Annotated in this window: 20 protein-coding genes; 15 read left to right on the top strand and 5 right to left on the bottom strand. The window is 64.4% G+C overall.

The window, feature by feature from the left end:
* Positions 1-7: 7 nt before the first annotated feature.
* The 3 genes from nirD to LZA78_RS12320 all read right to left on the bottom strand — a co-directional run bounded on the left by nirD (position 8) and on the right by LZA78_RS12320 (position 4140).
* Positions 8-328: a nitrite reductase small subunit NirD gene (gene nirD / locus LZA78_RS12310; protein ID WP_233677239.1), complete on the bottom strand. Its 321-nt coding sequence runs from the start codon at positions 326-328 to the stop codon at positions 8-10.
* Positions 325-2772, bottom strand: coding sequence for a nitrite reductase large subunit NirB (nirB, locus tag LZA78_RS12315; protein ID WP_233677240.1), 2448 nt, complete (start codon positions 2770-2772; stop codon positions 325-327). The genes nirD and nirB overlap by 4 nt, the downstream gene beginning before the upstream one ends.
* Positions 2773-3105: 333 nt before the next feature.
* Complete coding sequence (locus tag LZA78_RS12320; RefSeq protein ID WP_233677241.1) at positions 3106-4140, bottom strand: SH3 domain-containing protein; 1035 nt, start codon at positions 4138-4140, stop codon at positions 3106-3108.
* A gap of 176 nt (positions 4141-4316) precedes the next feature.
* Between LZA78_RS12320 and LZA78_RS12325 the strand changes: the two genes are divergently transcribed.
* A complete protein-coding gene (locus LZA78_RS12325; protein ID WP_233677242.1) occupies positions 4317-5048 on the top strand; it encodes a heparan-alpha-glucosaminide N-acetyltransferase in 732 nt (243 codons plus the stop codon).
* Positions 5049-5055: 7 nt separating this feature from the next.
* Here LZA78_RS12325 and LZA78_RS12330 read toward each other — a convergent pair whose 3' ends face one another.
* The gene (locus LZA78_RS12330; RefSeq protein WP_233677243.1) at positions 5056-5982 is read right to left on the bottom strand and encodes a LysR family transcriptional regulator; all 927 of its coding nucleotides are present in this window, start codon (positions 5980-5982) and stop codon (positions 5056-5058) included.
* Between the two features lie 103 nt (positions 5983-6085).
* Between LZA78_RS12330 and LZA78_RS12335 the strand changes: the two genes are divergently transcribed.
* From LZA78_RS12335 to rpe, 10 genes are read left to right on the top strand one after another with little or no spacing between them, the layout of a single operon-like run.
* Complete coding sequence (locus tag LZA78_RS12335) at positions 6086-7093, top strand: class 1 fructose-bisphosphatase (RefSeq protein ID WP_233677244.1); 1008 nt, start codon at positions 6086-6088, stop codon at positions 7091-7093.
* An 11-nt stretch (positions 7094-7104) separates the two neighbouring features.
* Positions 7105-7977 (top strand): phosphoribulokinase, encoded by an 873-nt coding sequence (locus LZA78_RS12340; RefSeq protein ID WP_233677245.1) that lies wholly within the window; start codon positions 7105-7107, stop codon positions 7975-7977.
* 10 nt (positions 7978-7987) lie between these two features.
* Entirely contained in the window at positions 7988-10006 is a 2019-nt protein-coding gene (gene tkt / locus LZA78_RS12345) for a transketolase (protein ID WP_233677246.1), read from the top strand.
* Positions 10003-11004 (top strand): type I glyceraldehyde-3-phosphate dehydrogenase, encoded by a 1002-nt coding sequence (gene gap, locus LZA78_RS12350; protein ID WP_233677247.1) that lies wholly within the window; start codon positions 10003-10005, stop codon positions 11002-11004. The genes tkt and gap overlap by 4 nt, the downstream gene beginning before the upstream one ends.
* Positions 11004-12212, top strand: a complete 1209-nt coding sequence (locus LZA78_RS12355) for a phosphoglycerate kinase (RefSeq protein WP_233677248.1) — start codon at positions 11004-11006, stop codon at positions 12210-12212. The genes gap and LZA78_RS12355 overlap by 1 nt, the downstream gene beginning before the upstream one ends.
* 11 nt (positions 12213-12223) lie before the next feature.
* Entirely contained in the window at positions 12224-13303 is a 1080-nt protein-coding gene (fba, locus tag LZA78_RS12360; RefSeq protein ID WP_233677249.1) for a class II fructose-bisphosphate aldolase, read from the top strand.
* A gap of 33 nt (positions 13304-13336) precedes the next feature.
* Positions 13337-14794: a form I ribulose bisphosphate carboxylase large subunit gene (locus tag LZA78_RS12365; RefSeq protein ID WP_438811076.1), complete on the top strand. Its 1458-nt coding sequence runs from the start codon at positions 13337-13339 to the stop codon at positions 14792-14794.
* A 24-nt stretch (positions 14795-14818) separates the two neighbouring features.
* Positions 14819-15238 (top strand): ribulose bisphosphate carboxylase small subunit, encoded by a 420-nt coding sequence (locus tag LZA78_RS12370; protein ID WP_218630220.1) that lies wholly within the window; start codon positions 14819-14821, stop codon positions 15236-15238.
* A 56-nt stretch (positions 15239-15294) separates the two neighbouring features.
* Complete coding sequence (cbbX, locus tag LZA78_RS12375; RefSeq protein WP_233677251.1) at positions 15295-16227, top strand: CbbX protein; 933 nt, start codon at positions 15295-15297, stop codon at positions 16225-16227.
* A gap of 11 nt (positions 16228-16238) precedes the next feature.
* Positions 16239-16913: a ribulose-phosphate 3-epimerase gene (gene rpe / locus LZA78_RS12380; RefSeq protein ID WP_233677252.1), complete on the top strand. Its 675-nt coding sequence runs from the start codon at positions 16239-16241 to the stop codon at positions 16911-16913.
* Between the two features lie 6 nt (positions 16914-16919).
* On the opposite strand, the gene LZA78_RS12385 is transcribed toward rpe, so the two are convergent.
* Positions 16920-17351 carry an RrF2 family transcriptional regulator gene (locus LZA78_RS12385; RefSeq protein ID WP_233677253.1) on the bottom strand — a complete coding sequence of 144 codons (432 nt, stop codon included), beginning with the start codon at positions 17349-17351 and terminating at the stop codon, positions 16920-16922.
* 721 nt (positions 17352-18072) lie between these two features.
* Here LZA78_RS12385 and LZA78_RS12390 point away from each other — a divergent pair.
* Genes LZA78_RS12390 through LZA78_RS12405 form a run of 4 tightly spaced genes read left to right on the top strand, consistent with a single transcriptional unit; the run spans position 18073 to position 23539 of the window.
* Positions 18073-19353: a CmpA/NrtA family ABC transporter substrate-binding protein gene (locus tag LZA78_RS12390; RefSeq protein WP_233677254.1), complete on the top strand. Its 1281-nt coding sequence runs from the start codon at positions 18073-18075 to the stop codon at positions 19351-19353.
* Between the two features lie 10 nt (positions 19354-19363).
* Entirely contained in the window at positions 19364-20311 is a 948-nt protein-coding gene (locus LZA78_RS12395) for a TAXI family TRAP transporter solute-binding subunit (RefSeq protein WP_255697435.1), read from the top strand.
* Positions 20312-20346: 35 nt separating this feature from the next.
* Positions 20347-21381 carry a TAXI family TRAP transporter solute-binding subunit gene (locus tag LZA78_RS12400; protein ID WP_233677256.1) on the top strand — a complete coding sequence of 345 codons (1035 nt, stop codon included), beginning with the start codon at positions 20347-20349 and terminating at the stop codon, positions 21379-21381.
* 28 nt (positions 21382-21409) lie between these two features.
* Positions 21410-23539, top strand: a complete 2130-nt coding sequence (locus LZA78_RS12405; RefSeq protein ID WP_233677257.1) for a serine/threonine protein kinase — start codon at positions 21410-21412, stop codon at positions 23537-23539.
* The last annotated feature ends 69 nt before the right edge of the window (positions 23540-23608 follow it).

Genomic DNA, 23608 nt, shown 5'->3' on the forward strand with positions numbered 1-23608 from the left:
GAGGAGGTTAGAGACCTAGCAGTACGGTCTGACCGTCGAGTTTGACGGGGAAGGAGGCGGTCTGGCCTTCATCGGCGCCCTGTGCGGCCCCGGTTTCGAGCGAGATCACCCAGTTGTGCAGGGGGCAGGTGACGCATCCGTCATGCACGATTCCCTGGCTTAGAGGCCCGTTCTTGTGCGGGCATTTGTCTTCGAGTGCGAACACCCGGTCGTCCGAGGTGCGGAAAACCGCGATGGTCATCTCGCCGTTCTTCACGCAACGCGCGCCCTGACGCGGAATGTCGTTGATCGAGCCGATCTCGACCCAGTTTCTGAGGGGGGCGTTCATTCCGCGGCCTCCAGTTTGATTTCTGCCATGTTGCTGAATTCATGCGCTTCGGCGCCCGCGACGCGCTCGGCCCAGGGGTCGACCTGTGCGAATTGCTGCGAATAGACGAAGCGGTCGTAATAGGTCTTGCGCGCCTCGAGGTCGTTCAGGATCACGTCCTTGATGTGGTCGTATCCCACGCGCTCGGCCCATTTGTAGATGCGCTCCAGGTAGAAGCCCTGCTCGCGATACATCTGGGTCATGGCGCCGATCACCTCGATCACCTCGTCCTCGGTCTTGACGTTGCCAAGCTTGGTGGTGCCCTGGATATGCAGGCCCGCCGCGCCGCCGTAGACGATCTCGTAGCCGCTATCGACGCAGATCACGCCGATGTCCTTGCAGGTCGCCTCGGCGCAGTTGCGCGGGCAGCCGGTGACTGCAAGCTTCAGCTTGGCGGGCGACCACGAGCCCCAAAGGAACTTCTCAAGCTTGACGCCCAGGCCCATCGAGTCCTGCGTGCCGAAGCGGCAGAAATCCTTGCCCACGCAGGTCTTGACGGTGCGCAGACCCTTGGAATAGGCCGCGCCCGAGATCATCCCGGCGTCGTTGAGATCCTTCCACACCGGGATCAGGTCTTCCTTCTTCACGCCCAGAAGGTCGATGCGCTGGCCTCCGGTGACCTTGATCGTGGGGATGCTGTAGCGATCGGCCACATCGGCGATGGCGCGCAGCTCATCGGCGGTGGTCAGGCCGCCGAACATGCGCGGCACGACCGAATAGGTGCCGTCTTTCTGGATGTTGGCGTGGACACGCTCGTTGATGAAGCGCGATTGCTGGTCATCCGTGTATTCACCCGGCCAGTCGCACACGAGGTAGTAGTTCAGCGCGGGGCGGCACTTGGCGCAGCCCTCGGGGGTGGACCACTCCAGCTCCTGCATCACGGCGGGGATGGATTTCAGCTCCTTGGCGCGGATCAGGCGACGCACCTCGCCATGGCCATGCGTGGTGCAGGGGCACATGCCAGCAGCCTGCGGGATGACGAAAGTGTCGCCAAGCGTCAGGCCCATTACATTCTCGACAAGGCCGGTGCAGGTGCCGCAGGAGGCCGAGGCCTTGGTATGCGCGCGCACCTCGGCCAGCGACGTCAGGCCCTTGTCACGGATCGCGGCCATGATCTGACCCTTGGTGATGCCGTTGCAGCCGCAGATCTCGGCGTCGTCGGGCAGGCTGGCGACGGCGGCCAGCGGGTCGGCACTGGCGCCACCCTGATAGGCCTGACCGAAGATCAGCGTCTCGCGCATCCCTTCGACATCCTCGCCGGATTTCAGCATCTCGTTATACCAGCCGCCATCGGCGACATCGCCATAAAGAACGGCGCCGATGATCTTGTTATCCTTGAGGATTACGCGCTTGTAGCTGCCGCGCGCGGCATCGCGCAGCACGATATCCTCGCGGTCGGGGCCTTCGGCAAAATCGCCCACCGAGTAGAGGTTCACGCCGGTGACCTTGAGCTTGGTCGGCGTCTCGGCATGGACGAACTCGGCCTTCGACGGGCCGGCCAGATGCTCGGCGGCAACCTTGGCCATGCGGTAGAGGGGCGCGACGAGACCATAGACCATCCCGCCCACTTCGACGCATTCGCCCACCGAGTAAATCGAGTGGTCCGAGGTGCGCATGGTCGCATCGGTCACGATGCCGCGGTTGACGGCCAGCCCCGCCTCTTGCGCCAGCTTGACGTTCGGGCGAATGCCCACGGCCATCACGACCAGCGAGGCGTCGATGATGCGGCCATCGGCCAGCTCCACGCCCTCGACCCGGTCGGTGCCGATGATGCGCTTGGTGTTGGCCTGGCAGAGAACCTCGATGCCGCGGCCTTCAAGCTCGCGTTGGAGCAGGTAGCCTGCGGCGGTGTCCAGCTGGCGCTCCATCAGCGTCGGCATCAGGTGGATGACAGTCACCTCCATGCCGCGCAGCTTCAGGCCAGCGGCAGCTTCAAGGCCCAGAAGGCCGCCGCCGATGACAACGGCACGCCCGCCTTTTGCCGAGGCGGCAATCATGCCCTCGGTATCGTCGAGATCGCGATAGGCCAGAACGCCGGGCAGGTCGGAGCCGGGCACCGGGATGATGAAGGGCGACGAGCCGGTGGCGATCACCAGGCGGTCATATTGCGCGACCGTTCCCTTGTCCGAGACGACCTTGCGCTCGTCGCGGTCGATCTGCACGATCTTCTCGCCCTTGTGCAGGGTGATGCCGCGCTCTTCGTACCAGCCTTCGCCGTGAATGATGATGTCGGTGTAGGTTTTCTCACCCGACAGGACCGGCGACAGCATGATGCGGTCGTAGTTCACGCGGGGCTCTGCGTTGAAAATCGTCACCTCGAAGGCGTCGCTCACCTCGAAGAGATGCTCGAGCATACGGCCGGGGGCCATACCGTTACCAATGATGACGAGTCGCTGTTTGGACATGTGGCACTCCATCTTCGCCAGGGCCGGGAACCGGCCGGGTTGGGGAAAAGATGCAGCGCCGTTGCTGCGGGCCCTTTCGGGCTATCAGTTGGGCCGACACCGTTGCCGGACCCGTTCGCCTTTCATTTCATACATAAAAATGAATCGTGCAACTGCAGCAAAATGCTGCCCCTGCGAAAAAGTGTGTGCTGCACAATTTTCGATCAGTTGGACGTCGCGCTGATGAAGTTCAGCGCGTTCTTGTGCACGAGGGGGTGCCGCTACGCGCTGTGGAAAGCTTGCGCGCCGGATATGCCCGTCCGCTGCGCGAGTCGCGACCCGTTCGTGCGGCGCTCAGCCGCCCCAGATTACCGCATCGGGAATGTCGTAACGCTCGGCCCCGATCGTAAGGACGGTGGTATCGCCCTCATGCGTCGCGATCATGGGCGTTTCGGCGTTCGACGAGACGGGTGCGCCGCCCTCGAACGTCACCTCCCGAAGGGTGCCATCAGGCCAGGAAATCACCACAAGCCCGTTGCCATTGCCCGCACGGGTCACGCCAAAGGTGCAATCGACAACCATACCGTCACGCTGGCAGGGAAGCGGCCCGGTCGCGTGGAAGGCGGTGCCGGGCATGAGGGCATCCTGTTCAGCGGGTAGGGGTGTCATGTCGGGCTCGGCCGGGCCGCTGCCCTCGATTAGGAACTCACCCGCGGCCCAGCCTTCCAGTCCGGGCTCGGACAGGGGTGCGACGCGGCACCAGCGCCGCCCCTCGGCCATCCGGCAGCCGAGGTTGCGCAGCTGCGCCCCGTTCGCCGCCTGTCCAAGAACTGGGGCGCCCGCGCTGGCACTTTCACGGATATTCAGGGAGCCGCCCGGCGTTGCAGTGCGCACGGCGTAGTAGTCCGGCCCGCCTGCCAGCCCGTCGGCAAAGTCGCCGTCGATAATCGCTCCGGTCGTGCCGGTCACGGCGATATCAAGCGTATAGGACGAGGTCAGCCCCTGCCGCGCGGCGTTGCGCATCTGGTAGACCAGAATCTGGTAAAAGCCGGAGGTGTCCAAGGCCGCGTCGAAACGGTTGATCTCGGGCACCATCGGGCCGGTCAGGTCGCTGGCGGCAAGGCCCTCGCCCCCCGGCGCCTGACCGGGGCCGAAGACGGCGAAATAGGTCTGGTTGTTGGAGGCCTTGAGGCCAAGCACCATGCGCTGCCCGGCTTCCGCACCGATCATGTAAGAGACCGCATCATACCCGGTGATCGCGCCGCACAGCCGCGTTCCGGTCTGGCCCGCTGGGAAGGCCACGCTTTCCTTGCGGATCTGGTCTTGCGCCTGCACGCTGCTGGCGGCGACAAGCAGGGCGCACAGCAGGGTGGCGATCTTGAGCTTCATGACATTCCTCCGATGCAGGACGGGGTCATCCTGGCATGGGCGTGCGCTGTTGCTCCCCGCGAATTGTCGCGCCGTGCTTATAAACCGTAGCGATTGCGTGAGGCGGGCGATTTTCGCGGCCAAGGCTCCCGCGCCATGCTAAAGCCGGGCCAAAGATGGCCAGACGTGAGTGCCGCATGAGCACCCCTCAATCCCAGACCGCACGTATCCATGCCCTTGATCTGGCGCGAAGCTTCGCGCTGGTGGGGATGGTGATCTACCATTCGGTCTATGACCTGACATGGTTCGGAGTGCTTCCGGCGGGCATCGCGACGACAGGCTTCTGGTCCTATTTCGCGCGCACGGTGGCGGGCAGCTTTGTGTTCATCGCCGGGGTCAGCCTTTATCTGGCGCATGGACATCAGTTCCGGGCGCGGGCCTATCTGCGCCGCCTTGGGGTTCTGGCGCTGGCGGCGGCGGGCGTGTCGCTGGCCACCTACGTCTCCGACCCGGTTCGGTTCGTCTATTTCGGTATCCTGCACTCGATTGCCGTCAGCAGCCTCATCGGGCTGGCATTCCTGCGCCTGCCCTCGGTCGTGAGCCTGCTCGGTGCGGCGGTGTTCTTTGCGGTGCCATACTACGTCATTGGCGGGGCGTTCGACCATCTGGCGCTGGTCTGGCTCGGACTTGGCGCGCAGCACCCGCCCTCGATGGATTACGAGCCGGTCTTCCCCTGGGCCGGGCCGTTCCTGCTTGGCCTGGCGCTGGCCAAGGCGGCAGATGCCGTGGGCCTGTGGCAGTGGCTGCGTGGGCGGGGCGAGAGCCTGCGCTGGCTGGCTTGGCCGGGGCGGCACAGCCTTGCGATCTACCTGGTGCATCAGCCGATCCTGTTCGGGCTGGCATATCTGGCGGCGCGGGCGCTTGCCTGAACGGCATTCAGTCCAGATGCGGCAGGTAAGAGCCTTTCATGGCGAGGATCTTATCTTGAATGCGGGCGGCAGCCGGGGTCAGGGGGGTGTCGCTGGTGTGCAGGATGTACCATTCGCGGATAAGCGGCAGGCCCTTGGCGGGCAGGCGCACAAGCCTGCGGCTGCGCAACTCCTCGATCACGGTGTGCTCTGAAATCAGCGCGATCCCTAGGCCCGCAATCACCGCCTGCTTGATCGTCTCGTTGCTGTCCATGACGATGCTGGCATAGCTCTGACCGCTGCCGATCCGGTCAAGGTAACGGTTCGCCAGAATACGCGTGCCCGAGCCTTCCTCGCGCATGATGAAGGTTTCGCGCAGCAGGGCCGCGTCGGGCACCTCACCGATCCCAGCCAGCGGGTGGTCCGGCGCGGCGATGATGACATGCGGGTGGTTGCCCAGCCGTTCGGCGATGACCGAGGGCGTGCGCGGCGGCCGCCCCATGATCGCCAGGTGCAGGGTGCGCGTGTCGAGCGCGTGGATGATCTCTTGCCGGTTGCCGATCGACAGGCGCACGTCAATGCCGGGGCAGCACTTGCGCATCGCGGCAACGATTCCCGGCGCGAAATACTTGCCGGTCGACACGACTCCCAGGTGGACGCGGCCCTCGTGCCCCTCCTGGACTGCGACAATGTCGCGCAGGGCGCGCGTCAGCTCCCCCTCGATCCGCGCGGCGGCGTCGAACAGAACCTGCCCCGCCTCGGTCAGCGTCATCGCCTGTCCGCGGTTGCGGTTGAGTAGCGCCGTTCCGACGGTATCTTCCAGCAATTTCAACTGGGTATGGATGGCTGGTGCGGTCAGGTTCAGCTGCTCGGCCGCCCCGGTGATTGAGCCATCCGAAACCACCGCCACAAGGGCGCGCAACTGGCTAAGCTTTATACGGTCAGGGTCTAGCATTAGATTTTATTTAATATGATTTCCTTTCTTTTAAATTTCATAAAACAAAACCCCATGCAAGCGTCTGCTCAACGAAACGCCGAAAACAGCTTGGGAGGAAGCCATGGGTTCGACGGTTGCGCCGATTTCCCCCGAGGGAATTCCCGCCGCATTGCTGCCCGCGATCAGCGCGCTCTGCTCGGTCGGGCGCAGCCTTTCGCGGCAGATTGCCCGCGGCCCGCTTGGTGCCTCTCTTGGGCGCGATGTGGGCACCAATACCGGCGGCGACGGGCAAAAGGCGCTGGATGTGCTGGCCGATACCGCCTTCGCCACGGCGCTGACCGGGACGGGCGTGCGCTACTTCGCCTCGGAGGAACGCGAGGAGATCGTCGAGCTTGACCCCACGGGTCATCTTGCGCTGGCCATCGACCCGCTCGATGGCTCGTCCAACATCGACGTCAATGTCTCGATCGGCACGATCTTTTCGATCTACGAGGCCTCTGGGGGCGCCGAGGCCAGCTTTCTGCGCCGCGCCCGCGACCAGATCGCGGCGGGCTACATCATCTACGGGCCGCAGACCTCGCTGATCGTCACCTTCGGGCAAGGCGTGCGTTACTACACGCTCGACCCCGAAACGCAGGTCTTCGAGCTGGCGCAAGACCACCTGCGCCTGCCCGAGCAGTCGGGCGAGTTCGCCATCAACGCCTCGAACTACCGCCACTGGCCGATGCCGATCCGCGCCTATATCGACGACTGTCTGGCGGGCGAAGAGGGGCCGCATGCGCGCAACTACAACATGCGCTGGATCGCCTCTCTGGTGGCCGAAACGCACCGCATCCTGACCCGTGGCGGGTTGTTCCTGTACCCCGGTGACGCGCGGCGCGGCTATACGCGCGGCCGTCTGCGGATGCTTTACGAATGCGCCCCCATCGCCTTTGTCATCGAACAGGCCGGGGGCAAGGCCAGCGACGGGTTGCTGGCCATCATGGATCAGCGTGTCGAGGACCTGCACGAGCGTATGCCGCTGATCTTCGGGTCGCCCGCCCAGATGGACCGGGTCACCGTCTACCACGATCTGCCCCCCGCCGAGACATCGGCGCTCTTCTCTGAACGCAGCCTTTTCCGAGTCTGAGGATCAATAAAGTGAGCAAGAAACACCCTGTCATCTCGGTGACCGGCTCGTCGGGGGCTGGCACCACGACGGTCAAATCGACCTTCGACCAGATCTTTCGCCGCGAGGGGATCAAGGCGGTTTCCATCGAGGGCGACGCCTTCCACCGCTACGACCGCGCCGCGATGAAGGCCGAGCTGGAGGCCCGCACTGCTGCCGGCGAGGCGACCTTCAGCCACTTCTCCTACGAGGCCAACGAACTGGCCAAGCTTGAAGAGGTTTTCCGCACCTATGGCGAGACGGGCCGGGGCGAGACGCGCCACTACGTTCATGACGACCGCGAGGCAGAACGCTGGGGCACGGCGCCGGGCAAGTTCACCGAATGGGAGGCGTTCGAGGATGGCTCGGACCTGCTGTTCTACGAGGGTCTGCATGGCGCCGTGGTCAATGACGAGGTAAACATCGCCGCCCATGCCGATCTCAAGATCGGGGTCGTGCCGGTCATCAACCTCGAATGGATCCAGAAGATCCACCGCGACAAGGCCAGCCGGGGTTACACGACCGAGGCCGTGACCGACACGATCCTGCGCCGGATGCACGCCTATGTGCACTGCATCTGCCCGCAATTCACGGAAACGGATGTGAATTTTCAGCGCGTGCCGGTCGTCGATACCTCGAACCCGTTCATCGCGCGCTGGATCCCGACGGCGGATGAAAGCCTTGTCGTGATCCGCTTCAAGAACCCGCGCGGCATCGACTTTCCCTACCTGACCTCGATGATCCAGGGCAGCTGGATGAGCCGCGCCAATTCCATCGTGATCCCCGGCGGCAAGCTCGACCTCGCCATGCAGCTGATCTTCACGCCGATGATCCACCGCCTCGTCAATGACGCGCGGCGCGCCTGAGGAGACAGCCATGAACCAGATCGCCCAGCTTTCGACCCCTGCCGAGACGATGATGGCCAATGCCATCCGCGCGCTGACGATGGATGCGGTGGAGGCCGCGAAATCGGGCCATCCGGGGATGCCCATGGGCATGGCCGATGTTGCTGCGGTATTGTTCAAGCGGTTCGTCAAGCTCGACCCCTCGGCGCCCGGTTGGGCGGATCGCGACCGCTTCGTGCTGTCGGCGGGGCATGGTTCGATGTTGCTTTATGCGGTGCATCACCTGCTGGGCTATGCCGATATGCCGATGGGTCAGTTGCGCGCCTTCCGGCAGTTCGGCAGCCGCACGGCGGGCCACCCCGAATACGGCCACGCTGCCGGGATCGAGGTCACGACCGGGCCGCTGGGGCAGGGGATCGCGACCGCAACTGGCATGGCTCTGGCCGAGCGGATGCTGAATGCGCGCTTTGGCGACGAGCTGGTGGACCATTTCACCTATGTCATGGCGGGCGATGGCTGCCTGATGGAGGGGATCAGCCATGAGGCGATCGACATGGCCGGGCATCTGGGCCTCGGCCGGCTGATCGTGCTGTGGGACGACAACGGCATCACCATCGACGGTGGGACCGAGCTTTCGACCTCGACTGACCAGCTTGCCCGCTTCGCGGCAAGCGGCTGGCATGTGCAGCGTGTCGATGGCCACGCGGCCGAGGAAATCGCCGCCGCGATCGAGGCCGCCCGCGCCGACGCGCGCCCCAGCCTGATCGCCTGCCGCACGGTGATCGGCTACGGCGCGCCGACCAAGCAGGGTAGCCACGACGTGCACGGCGCCCCCCTCGGCGCGTCCGAGATCGCGGCGGCGCGCGAGGCGCTTGGCTGGACAAGCGCCCCGTTCGAGATCCCCGAGACGGTCTATGCCGAATGGCGCGCCGTTGCCGAGCGGGGCCGCGAGGCGCATGCCCAATGGGCTTCGCGTCTGGCCAAGTCGCCCCTGCGCGACGAATTCACGGCCTTCCACACCGCCCCCGATGCCCGTGCGCTGGACGCCGCCATCGGCGCCTACAAGCACAGCCTGATCCAGAGCGCGCCCAACGTCGCCACCCGCAAGTCCAGTGAAATGGCGCTGGAGGTGCTCAATGAGACGCTGGCCAATACCGTTGGCGGTTCGGCAGATCTGACCGGCTCGAACAATACCCGCAGCAAGGGGATGACCTCGGTCCGCCCCGGCGATTTCGGCGGGCGCTATGTCCATTACGGTATCCGCGAGCACGGCATGGCCGCCGCGATGAATGGGATCGCGCTGCACGGCGGCTTGCGCCCCTATGGCGGCACCTTCCTCGCCTTTGCCGATTACGCCCGCGGGGCGATCCGGCTTTCGGCGCTGATGGGTGTGCAGGTCACCTATGTGCTGACGCATGACAGCATCGGGCTGGGCGAAGACGGGCCGACCCATCAGCCGGTCGAGCATCTGGCCTCGCTGCGGGCGATGCCGAACCTGAACGTGATCCGTCCGGCGGATGCGGTCGAGGCCGCCGAGGCCTGGCAGATCGCCGTCACCGCCGAGGGCCGACCGAATGCGCTGATCCTGTCGCGCCAGAACCTGCCGATGATCCGGGGCCGCCATATCGACGAAAACCTGACCGCGCGCGGCGCCTATCTGCTGCGCGACCCGGTCGAGGGGCGCGACGTGACGCTGATCGCTACCGGGTCTGAAGTGCAGATCGCCGTTGCCGCTGCCCGCCTGCTGGAAGAGCGCGGCCTCCGCGCCGCCGTCGTCTCGGCCCCCTGTTTCGAGCTTTTCGCTGAGCAGGGCCCCGCCTACCGGCTGCGGGTGCGCGGCTCTGCCCCGCGCGTGGGCATCGAGGCCGCGATCCGTCAGGGCTGGGATCTCTTCCTCGAACGCAATGACGCCTTTGTCGGCATGGCGGGCTTTGGTGCCTCGGCCCCGGCGGCGCAGCTTTACGAACATTTCGGCATCACGCCCGAGGCCGTCGCAGAGGCGGCGGAACGGGCCATCGCAAACAACCGCAAGCAAGAGGAACTGGCATGACCGTTACAGTTGCCATCAACGGCTTTGGCCGCATCGGGCGCAACGTCCTGCGCGCGATCTCGGAGTCGGGGCGCGACGATATCGAGGTCGTCGCCATCAACGATCTGGGCCCGGTCGAGACCAACGCGCATCTGCTGCGCTTCGACAGTGTGCATGGCCGCTTTCCTGGCGAGATCACCGTCGAGGGCGACATGATGGATGTCGGGCGCGGCCCGATCAAGGTTACCGCCCTGCGCGACCCGCGTGAGCTGCCCTGGCAGGGCGTCGATGTGGCGTTGGAATGCACCGGCATCTTCACCGACCGCGACAAGGCCGCGCTGCATCTTGAGAACGGATCGCGCCGGGTGCTGGTATCGGCCCCTGCAAGTGGTGCCGACAAGACCATCGTCTTCGGGGTGAACCACCGCAGCCTGACGCATGAGGACCGCATCGTCTCGAACGCGTCCTGCACCACGAATTGCCTCTCGCCCGTGGCCAAGGCGCTCAATGATGCAATAGGCATCAACAAGGGCTTCATGACCACGATCCACAGCTACACGGGCGATCAGCCCACGCTGGACACGATGCACAAGGATCTCTACCGCGCCCGCGCCGCAGGTCAGTCGATGATCCCGACCTCGACCGGGGCCGCCAAGGCCGTGGGTCTTGTGCTGCCCGAGCTGAACGGCAAGCTTGACGGGGTGGCGATCCGGGTGCCGACGCCCAATGTCTCGGTCGTCGATCTGCTGTTCGAGGCCTCCCGCGACACCACGATCGAAGAGGTGAACGCGGCCATCCGCGCCGCTGCCGACGGGCCGCTGAAAGGCGTGCTTGGCTATACCGAGGCGGCCAATGTCAGCATGGATTTCAACCATGACAGCCGCTCGTCGATCTTCCACATGGACCAGACCAAGGTCATGGATCGCCGCCTCGTGCGTATCCTGAGCTGGTATGACAACGAGTGGGGTTTCTCCAACCGCATGGCCGATACCGCCGTGGCGATGGGGAGGCTGAACTGATGGCGCTTCCCTCGATCCTCCAGGCCGATCTACGCGGCAAGCGCGTGCTGGTGCGGGCCGATCTGAACGTGCCGGTCGAGAACGGGCGCGTCACCGACACCACGCGCATAGACCGCTTCGCTGCAGGGATGCGCCCGCTGTTGGCGCGGGGCGCGCGGCTGGTCATTCTGACCCATTTCGGCCGCCCCAAGCGCAGCGAGATGAACCCGGCCTATTCGGTGGACAAGCTGCGCCCGGCGCTCAGCCGCGCGCTTGGGGTCGAGGTGCGCTTTTCGGATGTCTGCGCGGACAACTCGGCGGTGATCCTGTCGAATGCCCTGCGCGAGGGCGAGGCGCTGCTGTGCGAGAACCTGCGCTATAACGGGGGCGAGACGGATAACGACCCCGCCTTCGCCGCCGAACTGGCCAAGCTGGGGGATCTCTACGTCAACGACGCCTTTTCCTGCGCGCATCGCGCCCATGCCTCGACCGATGCGCTGGCGCGCCTGCTTCCGGCCTATGCCGGGCCGCTGCTGGTCGAAGAGATCGACGCGTTGTCGGCGGCCCTTGAGGCGCCGCAAAAGCCCGCCGTCGCCATCGTGGGGGGCGCCAAGGTGTCCTCGAAGATCGCCGTGCTCAAGAACCTCGTGCGCAAGCTCGATCACGTCATCATCGGCGGGGGCATGGCCAATACGTTTCTTTTCGCTTCTGGGGCGGCCATGGGCCGGTCGCTTCACGAGGCCGACCAGGTCGAGACCGTCAGGGAGATCGAAGCTCTCGCCCGGGCGCATGGCTGCCGCCTGCACCTGCCACGCGATGTGGTGGTCGCCCGCGAATTCAAGGCGCAAGCCGCCCATGAGGTGGTGCCCGCCGATGCCTGCCCACAGGATGCGATGATCCTCGATGCCGGCCCCGAGGCCGTGGCCGAGTTCGCAGCCGTGCTGGAGGGCTGCCGCACGATCCTGTGGAACGGCCCGCTTGGCGCCTTCGAGATGCAGCCCTTCGACGCGGCCACCGTCGCGCTGGCCCAAAAGGCCGCCGAGCAGACCCGCGCGGGCCGAGCCGTCTCGGTCGCGGGCGGAGGCGATACCGTCGCCGCGCTGAACGCGGCCGGGGTGGCCCAGGATTTCACCTACGTCTCCACCGCCGGGGGCGCCTTCCTCGAATGGCTCGAGGGCAGGGAGCTTCCCGGTATCGCGGCACTTCACGCCGCCGAATGTGCTGCCTGAGGGAGGACACGATGGCACTGATTACCTTGCGCCAACTTCTGGATCACGCCGCCGAGCAGGGCTACGGCGTCCCGGCGTTCAACATCAATAACATGGAGCAGGGGCTGGCGATCATGGCCGCGGCTGCTGCCTGCGACGCGCCCGTGATCTTGCAGGCCAGCCGCGGTGCGCGCTCGTATGCGGGCGATATCATGCTGCGCCACATGGTGCAGGCGCTGGCCGAGACCTATCCCGATATCCCCGTCGTCCTTCACCAGGACCACGGCAATAACGAGGCCACCTGCCTCTCGGCCATTCGCCACGGCTTTACCAGCGTGATGATGGATGGCTCGCTCGAAGAGGATATGAAAACCCCGGCGAGCTATGACTACAACGTCGCCATCACCCGCCGCGTGACGCAGGCCGCCCATGCCGTGGGCGCGTCGGTCGAAGGCGAGCTGGGTGTTCTGGGCAGCCTTGAGACCGGCGAGGCTGCGGCCGAGGATGGCTCGGGCGCGGAAGGCAAGCTGAGCCACGATCAACTGCTGACCGATCCCGATCAGGCCGTGGATTTCGTGATGGCCACGAAATGCGATGCGCTGGCAATTGCCTGCGGCACCTCGCACGGGGCCTACAAATTCTCGCGCAAGCCCGATGGCGAGATCCTGTCGATGAAGACCATCGCCGCGATCCACGAAAAGCTGCCCGACACGCATCTGGTCATGCATGGCTCCTCTTCGGTGCCGCAGGAATTGCAAGACCTGATCAACGGCTATGGCGGCGAGATGCCCCAGACCTATGGCGTTCCGGTGGAAGAGATTGAACGCGGCATCCGCATGGGGGTGCGCAAGGTCAATATCGACACCGACTGCCGCATGGCGATGACCGGCCAGTTCCGCAAGGTCGCCACCGAAAAGCCGCGCGAGTTCGACCCGCGCAAGTTCCTGATCCCGGCGATGAAGGAACTCGAAGCCCTCTGCCGCGACCGGTTCGAGCGCTTCGGCACAGCCGGGCAAGCCGGAAAGATCAAACCGGTATCGCTGGACGAAATGGCCAAACGCTACGCCTCGGGCGCGCTCGATCCCCGGATCGCGGCCGCGCGCGCCGCCTGAAACACCAATGGGAGGAGAACCCAGATGAACGACATGTCCGAAGCCAAGACCGTCACCGGAGCCAAGCGCTACTCGGCCGGCGTCATGAAATACGCCCAGATGGGCTATTGGGAGCCTGACTACACGCCCAAGGATACCGACGTGATCGCGCTGTTCCGCATCACGCCGCAAGATGGGGTCGACCCGGTCGAGGCCGCCGCTGCCGTCGCGGGCGAAAGCTCGACCGCGACCTGGACGGTGGTCTGGACCGACCGCCTGACCGCCTGCGAGAAATACCGCGCCAAGGCTTATCGCGTGGACCCGGTGCCGAATTCGCCCGGCGAGTTCTTTGCCTATATCGCCTATGACCTCGACCTGTTCGAGGGCGGCTCGATCGCGAACCTGACCGCCTCGATCATCGGCAACGTCTTCGGCTTCAAGCCGCTCAAGGCGCTGCGCCTTGAGGACATGCGCCTGCCAGTTGCCTATGTGAAGACCTTCCAGGGCCCCGCGACCGGCATCGTGGTCGAGCGCGAGCGCCTGAACTGCTACGGCCGCCCGCTTCTGGGCGCGACCGTGAAGCCCAAGCTGGGCCTGTCGGGGCGCAACTATGGCCGTGTGGTCTACGAGGCGCTCAAGGGCGGGCTCGACTTCACCAAGGATGACGAGAACATCAACTCGCAGCCCTTCATGCACTGGCGCGACCGGTTCCTCTACTGCATGGAGGCCGTCAACCGCGCCTCGGCCGCGACTGGCGAGGTGAAGGGCACCTACCTGAACGTCACCGCCGGCACGATGGAAGAGATGTATGCCCGCGCCGAATTCGCCAAGTCGCTTGGCTCGGTCATCATCATGATCGACCTGGTGATCGGCTACACGGCGATCCAGTCGATGGCCAAATGGGCGCGCGACAACGACATGATCCTGCACCTGCACCGCGCGGGGCACTCGACCTACACGCGCCAGCGCAGCCATGGCGTCAGCTTCCGCGTCATCGCCAAGTGGATGCGCCTTGCTGGCGTTGACCACCTGCACGCGGGCACCGTTGTCGGCAAGCTCGAGGGCGACCCGGCCACCACCAAGGGTTACTACGACATCTTCCGCGAGGAATATAACCCGATGGCGCTGGAGAACGGCATCTTCTTCGACCAGGACTGGGCCTCGCTCAACAAGATGATGCCAGTGGCCTCGGGCGGCATTCACGCGGGCCAGATGCACCAGCTGCTGACCTACCTGGGCGAGGATGTCGTGCTGCAATTCGGTGGTGGCACCATCGGCCACCCGCACGGCATCGCGGCGGGCGCCACTGCCAACCGCGTCGCACTGGAGGCGATGCTTTACGCCCGCAACGCCGGACGCGACATCTGGAACGAGGGCGAGGACATCCTGCGCGATGCCGCCAAGACCTGCACGCCGCTCAAGCAGGCCCTCGATACCTGGAAGAACGTCAGCTTCGACTATGCCTCGACCGACGCGCCGGACTTTGCGCCGACGCCCGGCGTGTCGATGTAACCGATTGGGAAAAGGAGAAAAGACATGCGTCTTACGCAAGGACAGTTCAGCTACCTGCCGGATCTGACGGACGAGGATATCCGCGTTCAGGCCCAATATGCCATCGACAAGGGATGGGCCGTCTCGGTCGAGTTCACCGACGACCCGCATCCCCGCAATACCTACTGGGAGATGTGGGGCCACCCGATGTTCGACAACCCCGACGCCGCCGCCGTGGTCTATGAGGTCAACGAGTGCCGCAAGCTGCATGGCGGGAAATACATCCGCGTCATCGCCTTCGACGCCAGCCCGGGCTGGGAGTCGATCCGCATGAGCTTCATCGTCAACCGCCCCAAGACCGAGCCGGGCTTCCGCGTCGTGCGGCAAGAGGGCGAGGGCCGCGTGGTGCGCTACACGATCGAAAGCTACGCGGTGCGCGAACCCGAAGGCCAGCGCTACGCCTGACCCATATGCGGCCCGAGGGCATCTCGGGCCGCCCATGCCACCCAAAGGGACTCGCTATGACCGAAGACGCCCAGACCCGCCCCGCGACCGTGGACCTTGCCGCCGCCTACGAGGAAAGCGGTGTGCGCGAGGTTCTGGAAGAGCTGGACCGAGAGATGATCGGCCTTGCCCCGGTCAAGCAGCGCATCCGCGAGACGGCGGCGCTGTTGCTGGTGGACAAGGCCCGGCGCGAACTGGGGCTGGCCAGCGAAACGCCGACCCTGCACATGAGCTTTACCGGTAACCCCGGCACCGGCAAGACGACCGTCGCGCTCAAGATGGCCGAGCTGCTGCGCAAGCTGGGCTATGTGCGCAAGGGGCATCTGGTGACGGTCACGCGTGATGATCTGGTCGGGCAATACATCGGCCATACCGCGCCCAAGACCAAGGAAGTGCTCAAGAAAGCGATGGGTGGGGTGCTGTTCATCGACGAGGCCTATTACCTCTACCGCCCCGAGAACGAGCGCGACTACGGTCAGGAAGCCATCGAGATCCTGCTTCAGGTCATGGAGAACAACCGCGACGATCTGGTGGTGATCCTGGCGGGCTATGCCGACCGGATGGATCGCTTCTTTGAGTCGAACCCCGGTTTCCGCTCGCGCATCGCGCATCACATCGAGTTTCCCGACTATAGCGATCCCGAGTTACTGAGAATTGCCGACATCATGCTTGGCCAGCAGAACTACACCTTCGACCCGGCCGCCCGCGCGGCGATGGAGGAATATATCGCGCTGCGCCGTGGCCAGCCGCATTTCGCCAATGCCCGCTCGATCCGCAATGCGCTTGACCGCGCGCGGTTGCGTCAGGCGAACCGTTTGTTCTCCAAGGCCAAGGGGCCGCTGACGGCCGCAGATCTGTCCACACTGACCGAGGCCGACCTGCGCACAAGCCGCGTGTTCCGCGGCGGGCTGGATGTTGACCGCGCACGCCGCGCAGAGGCGGCAGAATGACGGAGGATGCCATGAGCTTCGATCGCTCGCTGAAGATCGCCCCTTCGATTCTGGCCGCAGATTTCGCCGATTTCGGGCGCGAGGTCCGCGCGGTCGAGGCCGCGGGCGCCGACTGGATCCATATCGACGTGATGGATGGGCATTTCGTGCCGAACCTCACCTTCGGCCCGCCCATAGTCAAGGCGTTGCGCCGCCATGTGCGCACGGTGATGGATGTGCATCTGATGATCGCCCCGGTCGATCCCTATATCGACGCCTATGCCGATGCGGGGGCCGATATCCTGACCGCGCATTTCGAGGCCGGGCCGCATATTCACCGCACGCTGCAAGCGATCCGCGGGGCAGGGATGAAGGCAGGGCTTGCGCTTAACCCCGGCACTTCCGTCGAAGTTGCAGCGCCACTGCTGGATCTGTGCGATCTGGTATGCGTGATGACGGTGAACCCAGGTTTCGGCGGGCAGAGGTTCATTCCCTCGCAGGTCGGTCAGATCGCACGGCTGCGCGAGATGATCGGGGATCGCCCGATCCATATCGAGGTCGATGGCGGGGTGGATGCCACCACCGCGCCGCTTGTCGCGGCGGCAGGCGCCGATGTTCTGGTGGCCGGATCGGCGGTCTTCCGGGGCGGTTCGGTCGATGATCCGTCGCCCTATGGCGCGAATATCCGCGCGATCCGGGGCGGCTGAGCGGCCTCAGCCTTTCGGGCTGGCCGCCAGCAGCAACGCAAGCGTGCGCGGATGCGAGAGCGCCGCGTCCGCGAGGCTGGAGCGATTGAGGCTTTTGTAGAAGTCGCGCTTGGCCTCGCGCAGCGTTTTCGTCAGCCCGCACGACCCCTGCAACAGGCAGCCTGTGCAGTCCACCATCTCCGTATCGCCCTCCATGAACTGCACAAGGTCACCGATTCGGATCTCGGTCGCGCTGCGAGAAAGCTGAACCCCGCCGGTGCGGCCGCGCGCGCTAAGCAGAAATTCGCCCTCAACAAGACGCTGCACGACCTTCAGCAGGCTGCTCTGCGGCAGTTGATGCGCATCAGCAATTTCCGAAACCGGGACAATCTTGTCCTGGTTCGCCACAAGGTAGAGGCAGAGCCGCAGCGCATAGTCGGTAAACTTGGAGAGGTTCACGGTCGTTTCGTCTTCTAATTGTTACACTCGGGGCGACACTTATCGCCCATGCCACCTTCGCTTCATAACAGGTTAATAACACTATATTTTTTAGCGTAACCTTGCGTAAGCTAGCCTGAATCTCTGCGCCATATATCCTTTTGGCTAGGTTTGGGCGCCCGTTCGGCTTCGCGTGGCAGCAGCCGTAATTGAACCAATGGATAAAAAACATTCAGCGCAGCTGAAGCTATTTTCTGGGCGAGAATCGGACACCTTTGGCGAATCTGTGTCGCCGCGCGCACTAGTTGCCGATCATTTGGGTCGTGTTTCCTGACGAGCCCATGCACATGGTCAGAATAGCAATGCTCTCGTCCTGAGCACAATCAGAAACTATTCGTAATGCAATGATAATAAACGAAAAAGTAATTAGCGCTCGTTGCGACCTAATATACCCTTCAAAGGCATGCGGCGTTCCGAGCAATAGCGTTTTCATGCTTGCCCCGGGTGCGACTTAGGCGGTGGCGCGGAGCCTTTAAGCGCCTGTGGCGTCACCTTTGCGCCAGAAGATTGGCCAAATCCTCCACGGTCACGCCCCAATTTGACCAGATTGTCGCGGTTAACAAGACGCTAGTGGTTAGCCCTGTGCGCCAGCCGATTTGACTCAATCTCGAAGGTTACACGGATGAAATCTGGTTTCTTCTCAACTCTCCTTACGGTTGTCATGCCGCTTGCATCTTCTGCGATGGCCGCCGACGTCGAAAAGCCGGAACTCGTCTTCGGCTTCATCAAGCTGACGGACATGGCGCCGCTCGCCGTTGCGCTGGAGAACGGCTATTTCGCCGACGAGGGCCTGAACGTCACGCTCAAGGCGATGCCGAACTGGACCGCCGTGTCCGAGGGCGTCGCGGATGGCTCGCTTGACGGCTCGCACATGCTGGCGGGTCAACCGCTGGCGGGCCGCATCGGGATCGGCGTGCAGGCGAATTTCGTAACGCCCCTGTCGATGGATCTGAACGGCAACGGCATCACCGTGTCGAACGACCTCTGGGCGCAGATCGCCGATATTGTGCCGCGCGACGATTATGGCCGCCCGAAGCATCCGATTTCGGCCTCGGTCCTCAAGGATGTGGCGGCCAAGATGAAGGCCGAGGGCAAGCCCTTGCAGATGGGCATGGTTTACCCGGTCTCGACCCATAACTACGAACTGCGCTACTGGCTGGCGGCGGGCGGTCTGAACCCCGGCATGTACAAGGCTGAGGATCTGGCTGGCATCACCGGTGGCACCGAGAATGCCGATGTGGAACTTTCGGTGACCCCGCCGCCGAAGATGCCCGAGACGATGGCTTCGGGTGCGATCGCGGGCTACTGCGTGGGTGAGCCCTGGAACCAGGAAGCGCTGTTCCGCGGCGTGGGCGTTCCGGTGATCTCGGACCACCAGATCTGGAACAACAACCCCGAGAAAGTCTTCGGCATGACCGAGGAATTCATCACCGCCAACCCCAAAACCACCGTGGCTGTCGTCAAGGCGATGATCCGCGCGGCGAAATGGCTTGATGACGGCGGCACCTTCAACCGCCCCGAGGCTGCCGACATGCTGGCGCGCCCCGAATATGTCGGAGCCGATGCCAACGTGATCATCAACTCGATGACCGGCACTTTCGAATTTGAACCCGGCGACAAGCGTATCATCCCGGAATTCAACACCTTCTTCGCGAATTACGCGACCTATCCCTACTACTCGGACGCGATCTGGTACCTGACCCAGATGCGCCGCTGGGGTCAGATCACCGAGGCCAAACCGGCCGAGTGGTATCACGACGTCGCCAAGGCGACCTATCGCCCCGACATCTATATGGAAGCCGCCAAGGCGCTGATCTCTGAAGGCCATCTGGCTGAGGACGAGATCCCGGCTGGCACCGATGGCTACCGTGCGCCCACGTCCGACTTCATCGACGGGGTGGAATACGACGGTCACGATCCGCTCGGCTATCTCTCGCGGATGGCCATCGGCAACACGAACTGAGGGCAGGAACATGCGTCACTTCTTTAAAGGAATGTTTGCAGCCCTCGCGGTAACCGCCGCACTGAGCGGAACCGCGAAGGCCGAAGAGGAACTGCCGTCGATCGGCATCATGGCAGGCGAATACGGCAGCTCGTTCGCGACGCTGGGTGAGGAACTTGGCCAGGCGCTGAACGGTTGGTCGGGCACCGAGGTTCGAACGATGCTGGGCAAAAGCTCGCGTCAGACGATCGACGATCTGCTTTATCTGCGCGGCGTGGACCTTGGCTTCGTCAACGCCGACCAGATGGCGAACCTTCAGTTCACCGAGCCGAACCACCCGGCGCTGGCCCGTCTGGCCTACCTTGCCAAGGTGTTCGACAGCGAACTGCACCTGATCGTGCGCAAGGATGGTGGCGCGGACTCGTTGCAGGACATGAACGGCAAGCGGATATCTGTCGGCACCACCACCAGCGATACCGCGCTGACCTCGCGCCTCGTGCTGCGGATGCTCGGCGTCAAGGTCAATGCCGTGTTCCTCTCGACCGAAGCGAGCATCGACGCGCTCAAGCGGGGCGAGATCGACGGGATGTTCTACGTCGGCCCGGCGCCCTCGCCGATCCTGACTCAGATCCTGCAGGAAGACGCGCTGAAGCTGGCCAACGTGGGTTATTCGGACGCTTTCAAGGGCATCTACAACCCCGCCGAAATCTCGGCCGAGACTTATCCCGACCTTGTGGACGACAAGTTCGTCGAGACGATCTCGGTGCCCACCATCCTCGCCGTCTACAACAAGTTCCCGCCGTCGAGCGCGCGCTACCAGAACCTCACGCGGTTCACCGACGCCTTCCTGGCAACGGTTCCGCGTCTGGGGCAGCCGCCGCGTCACCCGAAATGGCGTGAGATCGACCTGACCGCGAAAGTCGATGGCTGGACCCAGTTCGAATACTTCCGCAACGCCGTCACGCGCCCGTCCAATTGATGCGTGGCATCCGACATAGATAAGGACCTCAGACAATGAAACTTACTTTCTCCAAGTTTGTCCGGTCGGCCTGCGTGGGATTGATGATGGCCTCGAGCGGCGTCACTCCGGTCAACGCACAGGGCGCGGCGGTGCGCGATGCGAACGCGGGGCGGCTCGGCCTGATCTCGGAAAGCTCGGTCGGCACGGCGGTGCAGATCGGCGACCAGATCGCCCGCACCCTTGACGGCCGTTCGAAGCTGCGTGTGGTGCAGTATCTCTCGACGGGCAGCCAGAAGAACCTGCGCGACCTGATGAACTTCCGCTTCGCCGATGTCGCGGTGATCAACTCGGATGTGCTGATTTCCGAGCGCCTGCGTCACCCCGATGACGAACGCCTGAAGGACGTGAAATTCATCGCCCGCGCCTTCACCAGCGAATTGCACGTGCTGGTGCGCGAAGAAAGCACCTTGGACACGGTCTATGACCTGTCGGGCCGCAACGTCGCCATTGGCGAGACCGGCTCGGGCACCTCGCTGACTTCGCGGCTGGTGATGCGTGCGCTCAAGGTCAGCCCTCGCGCAGTCGAACTGCCGATGACTGACAGCATCCAGGCGCTCAAGCGCGGCGAACTCGATGCGGTGTTCATGCTCTACGGCAAGCCGAACGGCTTCCTGCGCAGCCTCAAGCCCGAAGACGGCCTGCGTCTGCTGGAAGTGCCGCTGACCGAGGAGCTTGGCGCGATCTATCGCCCGGCCGAGTTCACCGGCGATGACTACCCGGCGCTGGTGTCGGACAAGCTGACCCAGAGCCTTGCCGTTGACGTCGTTTTCGCCATCGAGGAAGGCCCGCGCCTCGGCCTCGACGATCGCGAAAAGATCGGGAACTTCCTGCGCGAGATCAAGGCGAACGAACAAGTTCTGCGCAGCGGCCCTGGGCACCACCCGAAATGGTCCGAGTTCAGCTTTGACGTCGAAGTTCCGCATTGGGAACGCGCGTCCCTGGTGGCCGAGGTGCTGGAAGGCGCCCCGAAAGCCGAGACCGACGGCCCGAATATCTTTGATGTGATGAAGACGTTGAACGAAGAATGAGCGTTTGCCTCGGAGAGGGGGGAGACCAATGAACTACGCTGAAAGCCTTGAACCCGCTGATGATTTCCTGCCTGTCGGGACGACGCTTCTGAACGGCACCTATGCGATTACCGATCATCTTGGGTCGGGTGGTTTCGGGCTGACCTACCTTGCGGGCGACCAGATCGGCCGCAAGGTGGTCCTCAAGGAATGCTTCCCCGCAAGCGTGTGTCTGCGCCGCTCCAAGCAGGTGCGCCCGCAGACCCGCTCGCACGAGGATGATTTCGAGAAGCTGATCCACAATTTCGTGGGCGAGGCGCGCCAGCTTGCCAAGCTCAAGCATGAAAACGTTGTGCCGGTGCTGCATTTCTTCGAAGAGAACGACACCGCCTACATGGCGCTGGAATATGTCGATGGCGTCGATCTGACGACCCATGTCGATGAGAAATCCGGCTACCTGACGCCGCGCCGGATCATGGATCTGGCCCGGCAACTGGTCGGCGCGCTGGATTATGTGCATCGCCACGGTGTGCTGCACCGGGACATCGCGCCCGACAATATCATCGTGTCGAAGGACGACACGCCTGTGCTGATCGACTTCGGTGCCGCGCGTAACGTGGATGCGGCCCTGGCGCAGTCGATCTTCGCGGTGAAGGACGGGTTTTCACCGCCCGAGTTCTACCAGCCGGGCGAGACGCATTCGGCCGCGAGCGACATTTATTCATTTGGCGCAACGCTTTACACGCTTGTGACCGGGCAAGTTCCGGTAGATGCGCAGCGTCGTATGGTCGCGCAGCAAAATGACCAGGCCGACCCGCTTGCGCCCCTGACCGGCGCGGTTCGCGGCTTCCCCGAGGGCTTCCTGCGCGCCATCGACAAGGCCATGGCGCTTGCCCCCGCCGATCGGCCGCAGCGCGCCTCGGAGTTGCTCGAACTGATGCAGACGACCTATGATGCCGACGGCCAGCCGGTGAACGCGCGCAAGCCGCATCTGCATGTCGTTGGGCAAGAGGCGAACTCGGCCCCGGCGGCGCGCAATCCGACAAGCCAGCCGCGCATTCCAGTGCCGACTCGCCCGGCGGTGCCCGCCGGTGCCCGCACAACCGAGCGTCCGGGGCAGGCCTGCAAGCCGGTGACCCGGCCGACCGGTGCGCCCGCGCAAAAAGCGGCCTGCGCCCCCGCGCGCCCCGTGACCAAGCCCGCGACGCGCCAAGTCGAACGCACTGCGACCGCGTTGTATGACCCAGCACCCGCCGACGCCAATACCCGTGCCAAGCGCGCGGGGGCCGAGGTGCTGCCGCCGCTGGTCAGCGCCGGCCCCGACGATATTTCGGCCCTGCGCCCGAAGGCTGGGGGCAAGTCGAACCTCGGAATGATCCTTGCCGCCGCAGCGATCGCGATTGGTGCAGCGGGTGGCTATTATGTCGTTGCGAACAAAGGTGGCGAGCCGTCGGCAACCGAGACGGTCGTGGCGCAACCTGCTGCCGTGGCACCCGCCACCTTGGAAGCCGCGCCGGTGGAGACCGCGACGGCGGCTCCGGCAACCGCCCCTGTTGCGGCGCCCGTCTCCCCGGCCGAGGTTTTCGCTCCGGCGAAGGCTGCCGTGGCCGCACCGGAGGCGGGGCAGGGTGGCTGGCGTATCGACGTCGAGCTTGCCCTGACGCAGGGGGCCGATGCTGCGGGCAAGCCTGCCGTCGTCTTCACCGGCGGCGAGAACAGCCCCTATCCTGCGGGCACGGTTCTTGCGGCGGTCGGTGGTAGCCCCGTCGGCGGCGATCCAAACGGCGTCGCGGCGCTTGCGGCCAGCTACTTTGCGCAATCCGATCCAGCCTCTGCCGGCCTTCCGGTCGAGGTCACGAACCCGCTCTTTGGCACCACGACAGAAGCCGTGCTGCCGGTTCAGGTCTCGCGTGAGGTCAGCATGGGCAGCTTCGATGTCGTGCAGGAGCCCGACCGCGATACATGGCGCGTGCGCGTCAGCGCGGCCAAGGAGTCCAGCGGTCTGATCGAGGGCGATATCCTGCTGTCCGAGCGTCAGTCCGGCCACCGGATCGAGCGCGCCTCGGACCTGTCCGGTGTCCTCGAAGGCTACAGCCGTCTTGGTCAGCCGTCCTACGAGCTGATCGTCCAGCGCAACGGCGCCACCAAGATCATCGGTGTGGGGCTGAGCACGCCGTAACCACGTTCTGGCAGAGTGTCTCTCTTCTCTGAAGGCGCCAGGGGGCCATCGGTTCCCTGGCGCCGTTCC

Origin of the sequence: Rhodobacter flavimaris (assembly GCF_021378075.1) — a bacterium.
GTDB classification, from domain to species: domain Bacteria; phylum Pseudomonadota; class Alphaproteobacteria; order Rhodobacterales; family Rhodobacteraceae; genus Rhodobacter; species Rhodobacter flavimaris.

What these genes read in the sequence shown, in the direction of transcription:
- nirD (WP_233677239.1), bottom strand. Translation starts at nt 328, where the DNA reads ATGAACGCCCCCCTCAGAAACTGGGTCGAGATCGGCTCGATCAACGAC.
- nirB (WP_233677240.1), bottom strand. Translation starts at nt 2,772, where the DNA reads ATGTCCAAACAGCGACTCGTCATCATTGGTAACGGTATGGCCCCCGGC.
- LZA78_RS12320 (WP_233677241.1), bottom strand. Translation starts at nt 4,140, where the DNA reads ATGAAGCTCAAGATCGCCACCCTGCTGTGCGCCCTGCTTGTCGCCGCC.
- LZA78_RS12325 (WP_233677242.1), top strand. Translation starts at nt 4,317, where the DNA reads ATGAGCACCCCTCAATCCCAGACCGCACGTATCCATGCCCTTGATCTG.
- LZA78_RS12330 (WP_233677243.1), bottom strand. Translation starts at nt 5,982, where the DNA reads ATGCTAGACCCTGACCGTATAAAGCTTAGCCAGTTGCGCGCCCTTGTG.
- LZA78_RS12335 (WP_233677244.1), top strand. Translation starts at nt 6,086, where the DNA reads ATGGGTTCGACGGTTGCGCCGATTTCCCCCGAGGGAATTCCCGCCGCA.
- tkt (WP_233677246.1), top strand. Translation starts at nt 7,988, where the DNA reads ATGAACCAGATCGCCCAGCTTTCGACCCCTGCCGAGACGATGATGGCC.
- gap (WP_233677247.1), top strand. Translation starts at nt 10,003, where the DNA reads ATGACCGTTACAGTTGCCATCAACGGCTTTGGCCGCATCGGGCGCAAC.
- LZA78_RS12355 (WP_233677248.1), top strand. Translation starts at nt 11,004, where the DNA reads ATGGCGCTTCCCTCGATCCTCCAGGCCGATCTACGCGGCAAGCGCGTG.
- fba (WP_233677249.1), top strand. Translation starts at nt 12,224, where the DNA reads ATGGCACTGATTACCTTGCGCCAACTTCTGGATCACGCCGCCGAGCAG.
- LZA78_RS12365 (WP_438811076.1), top strand. Translation starts at nt 13,337, where the DNA reads ATGTCCGAAGCCAAGACCGTCACCGGAGCCAAGCGCTACTCGGCCGGC.
- LZA78_RS12370 (WP_218630220.1), top strand. Translation starts at nt 14,819, where the DNA reads ATGCGTCTTACGCAAGGACAGTTCAGCTACCTGCCGGATCTGACGGAC.
- cbbX (WP_233677251.1), top strand. Translation starts at nt 15,295, where the DNA reads ATGACCGAAGACGCCCAGACCCGCCCCGCGACCGTGGACCTTGCCGCC.
- rpe (WP_233677252.1), top strand. Translation starts at nt 16,239, where the DNA reads ATGAGCTTCGATCGCTCGCTGAAGATCGCCCCTTCGATTCTGGCCGCA.
- LZA78_RS12390 (WP_233677254.1), top strand. Translation starts at nt 18,073, where the DNA reads ATGGCCGCCGACGTCGAAAAGCCGGAACTCGTCTTCGGCTTCATCAAG.
- LZA78_RS12395 (WP_255697435.1), top strand. Translation starts at nt 19,364, where the DNA reads ATGCGTCACTTCTTTAAAGGAATGTTTGCAGCCCTCGCGGTAACCGCC.
- LZA78_RS12400 (WP_233677256.1), top strand. Translation starts at nt 20,347, where the DNA reads ATGAAACTTACTTTCTCCAAGTTTGTCCGGTCGGCCTGCGTGGGATTG.
- LZA78_RS12405 (WP_233677257.1), top strand. Translation starts at nt 21,410, where the DNA reads ATGAACTACGCTGAAAGCCTTGAACCCGCTGATGATTTCCTGCCTGTC.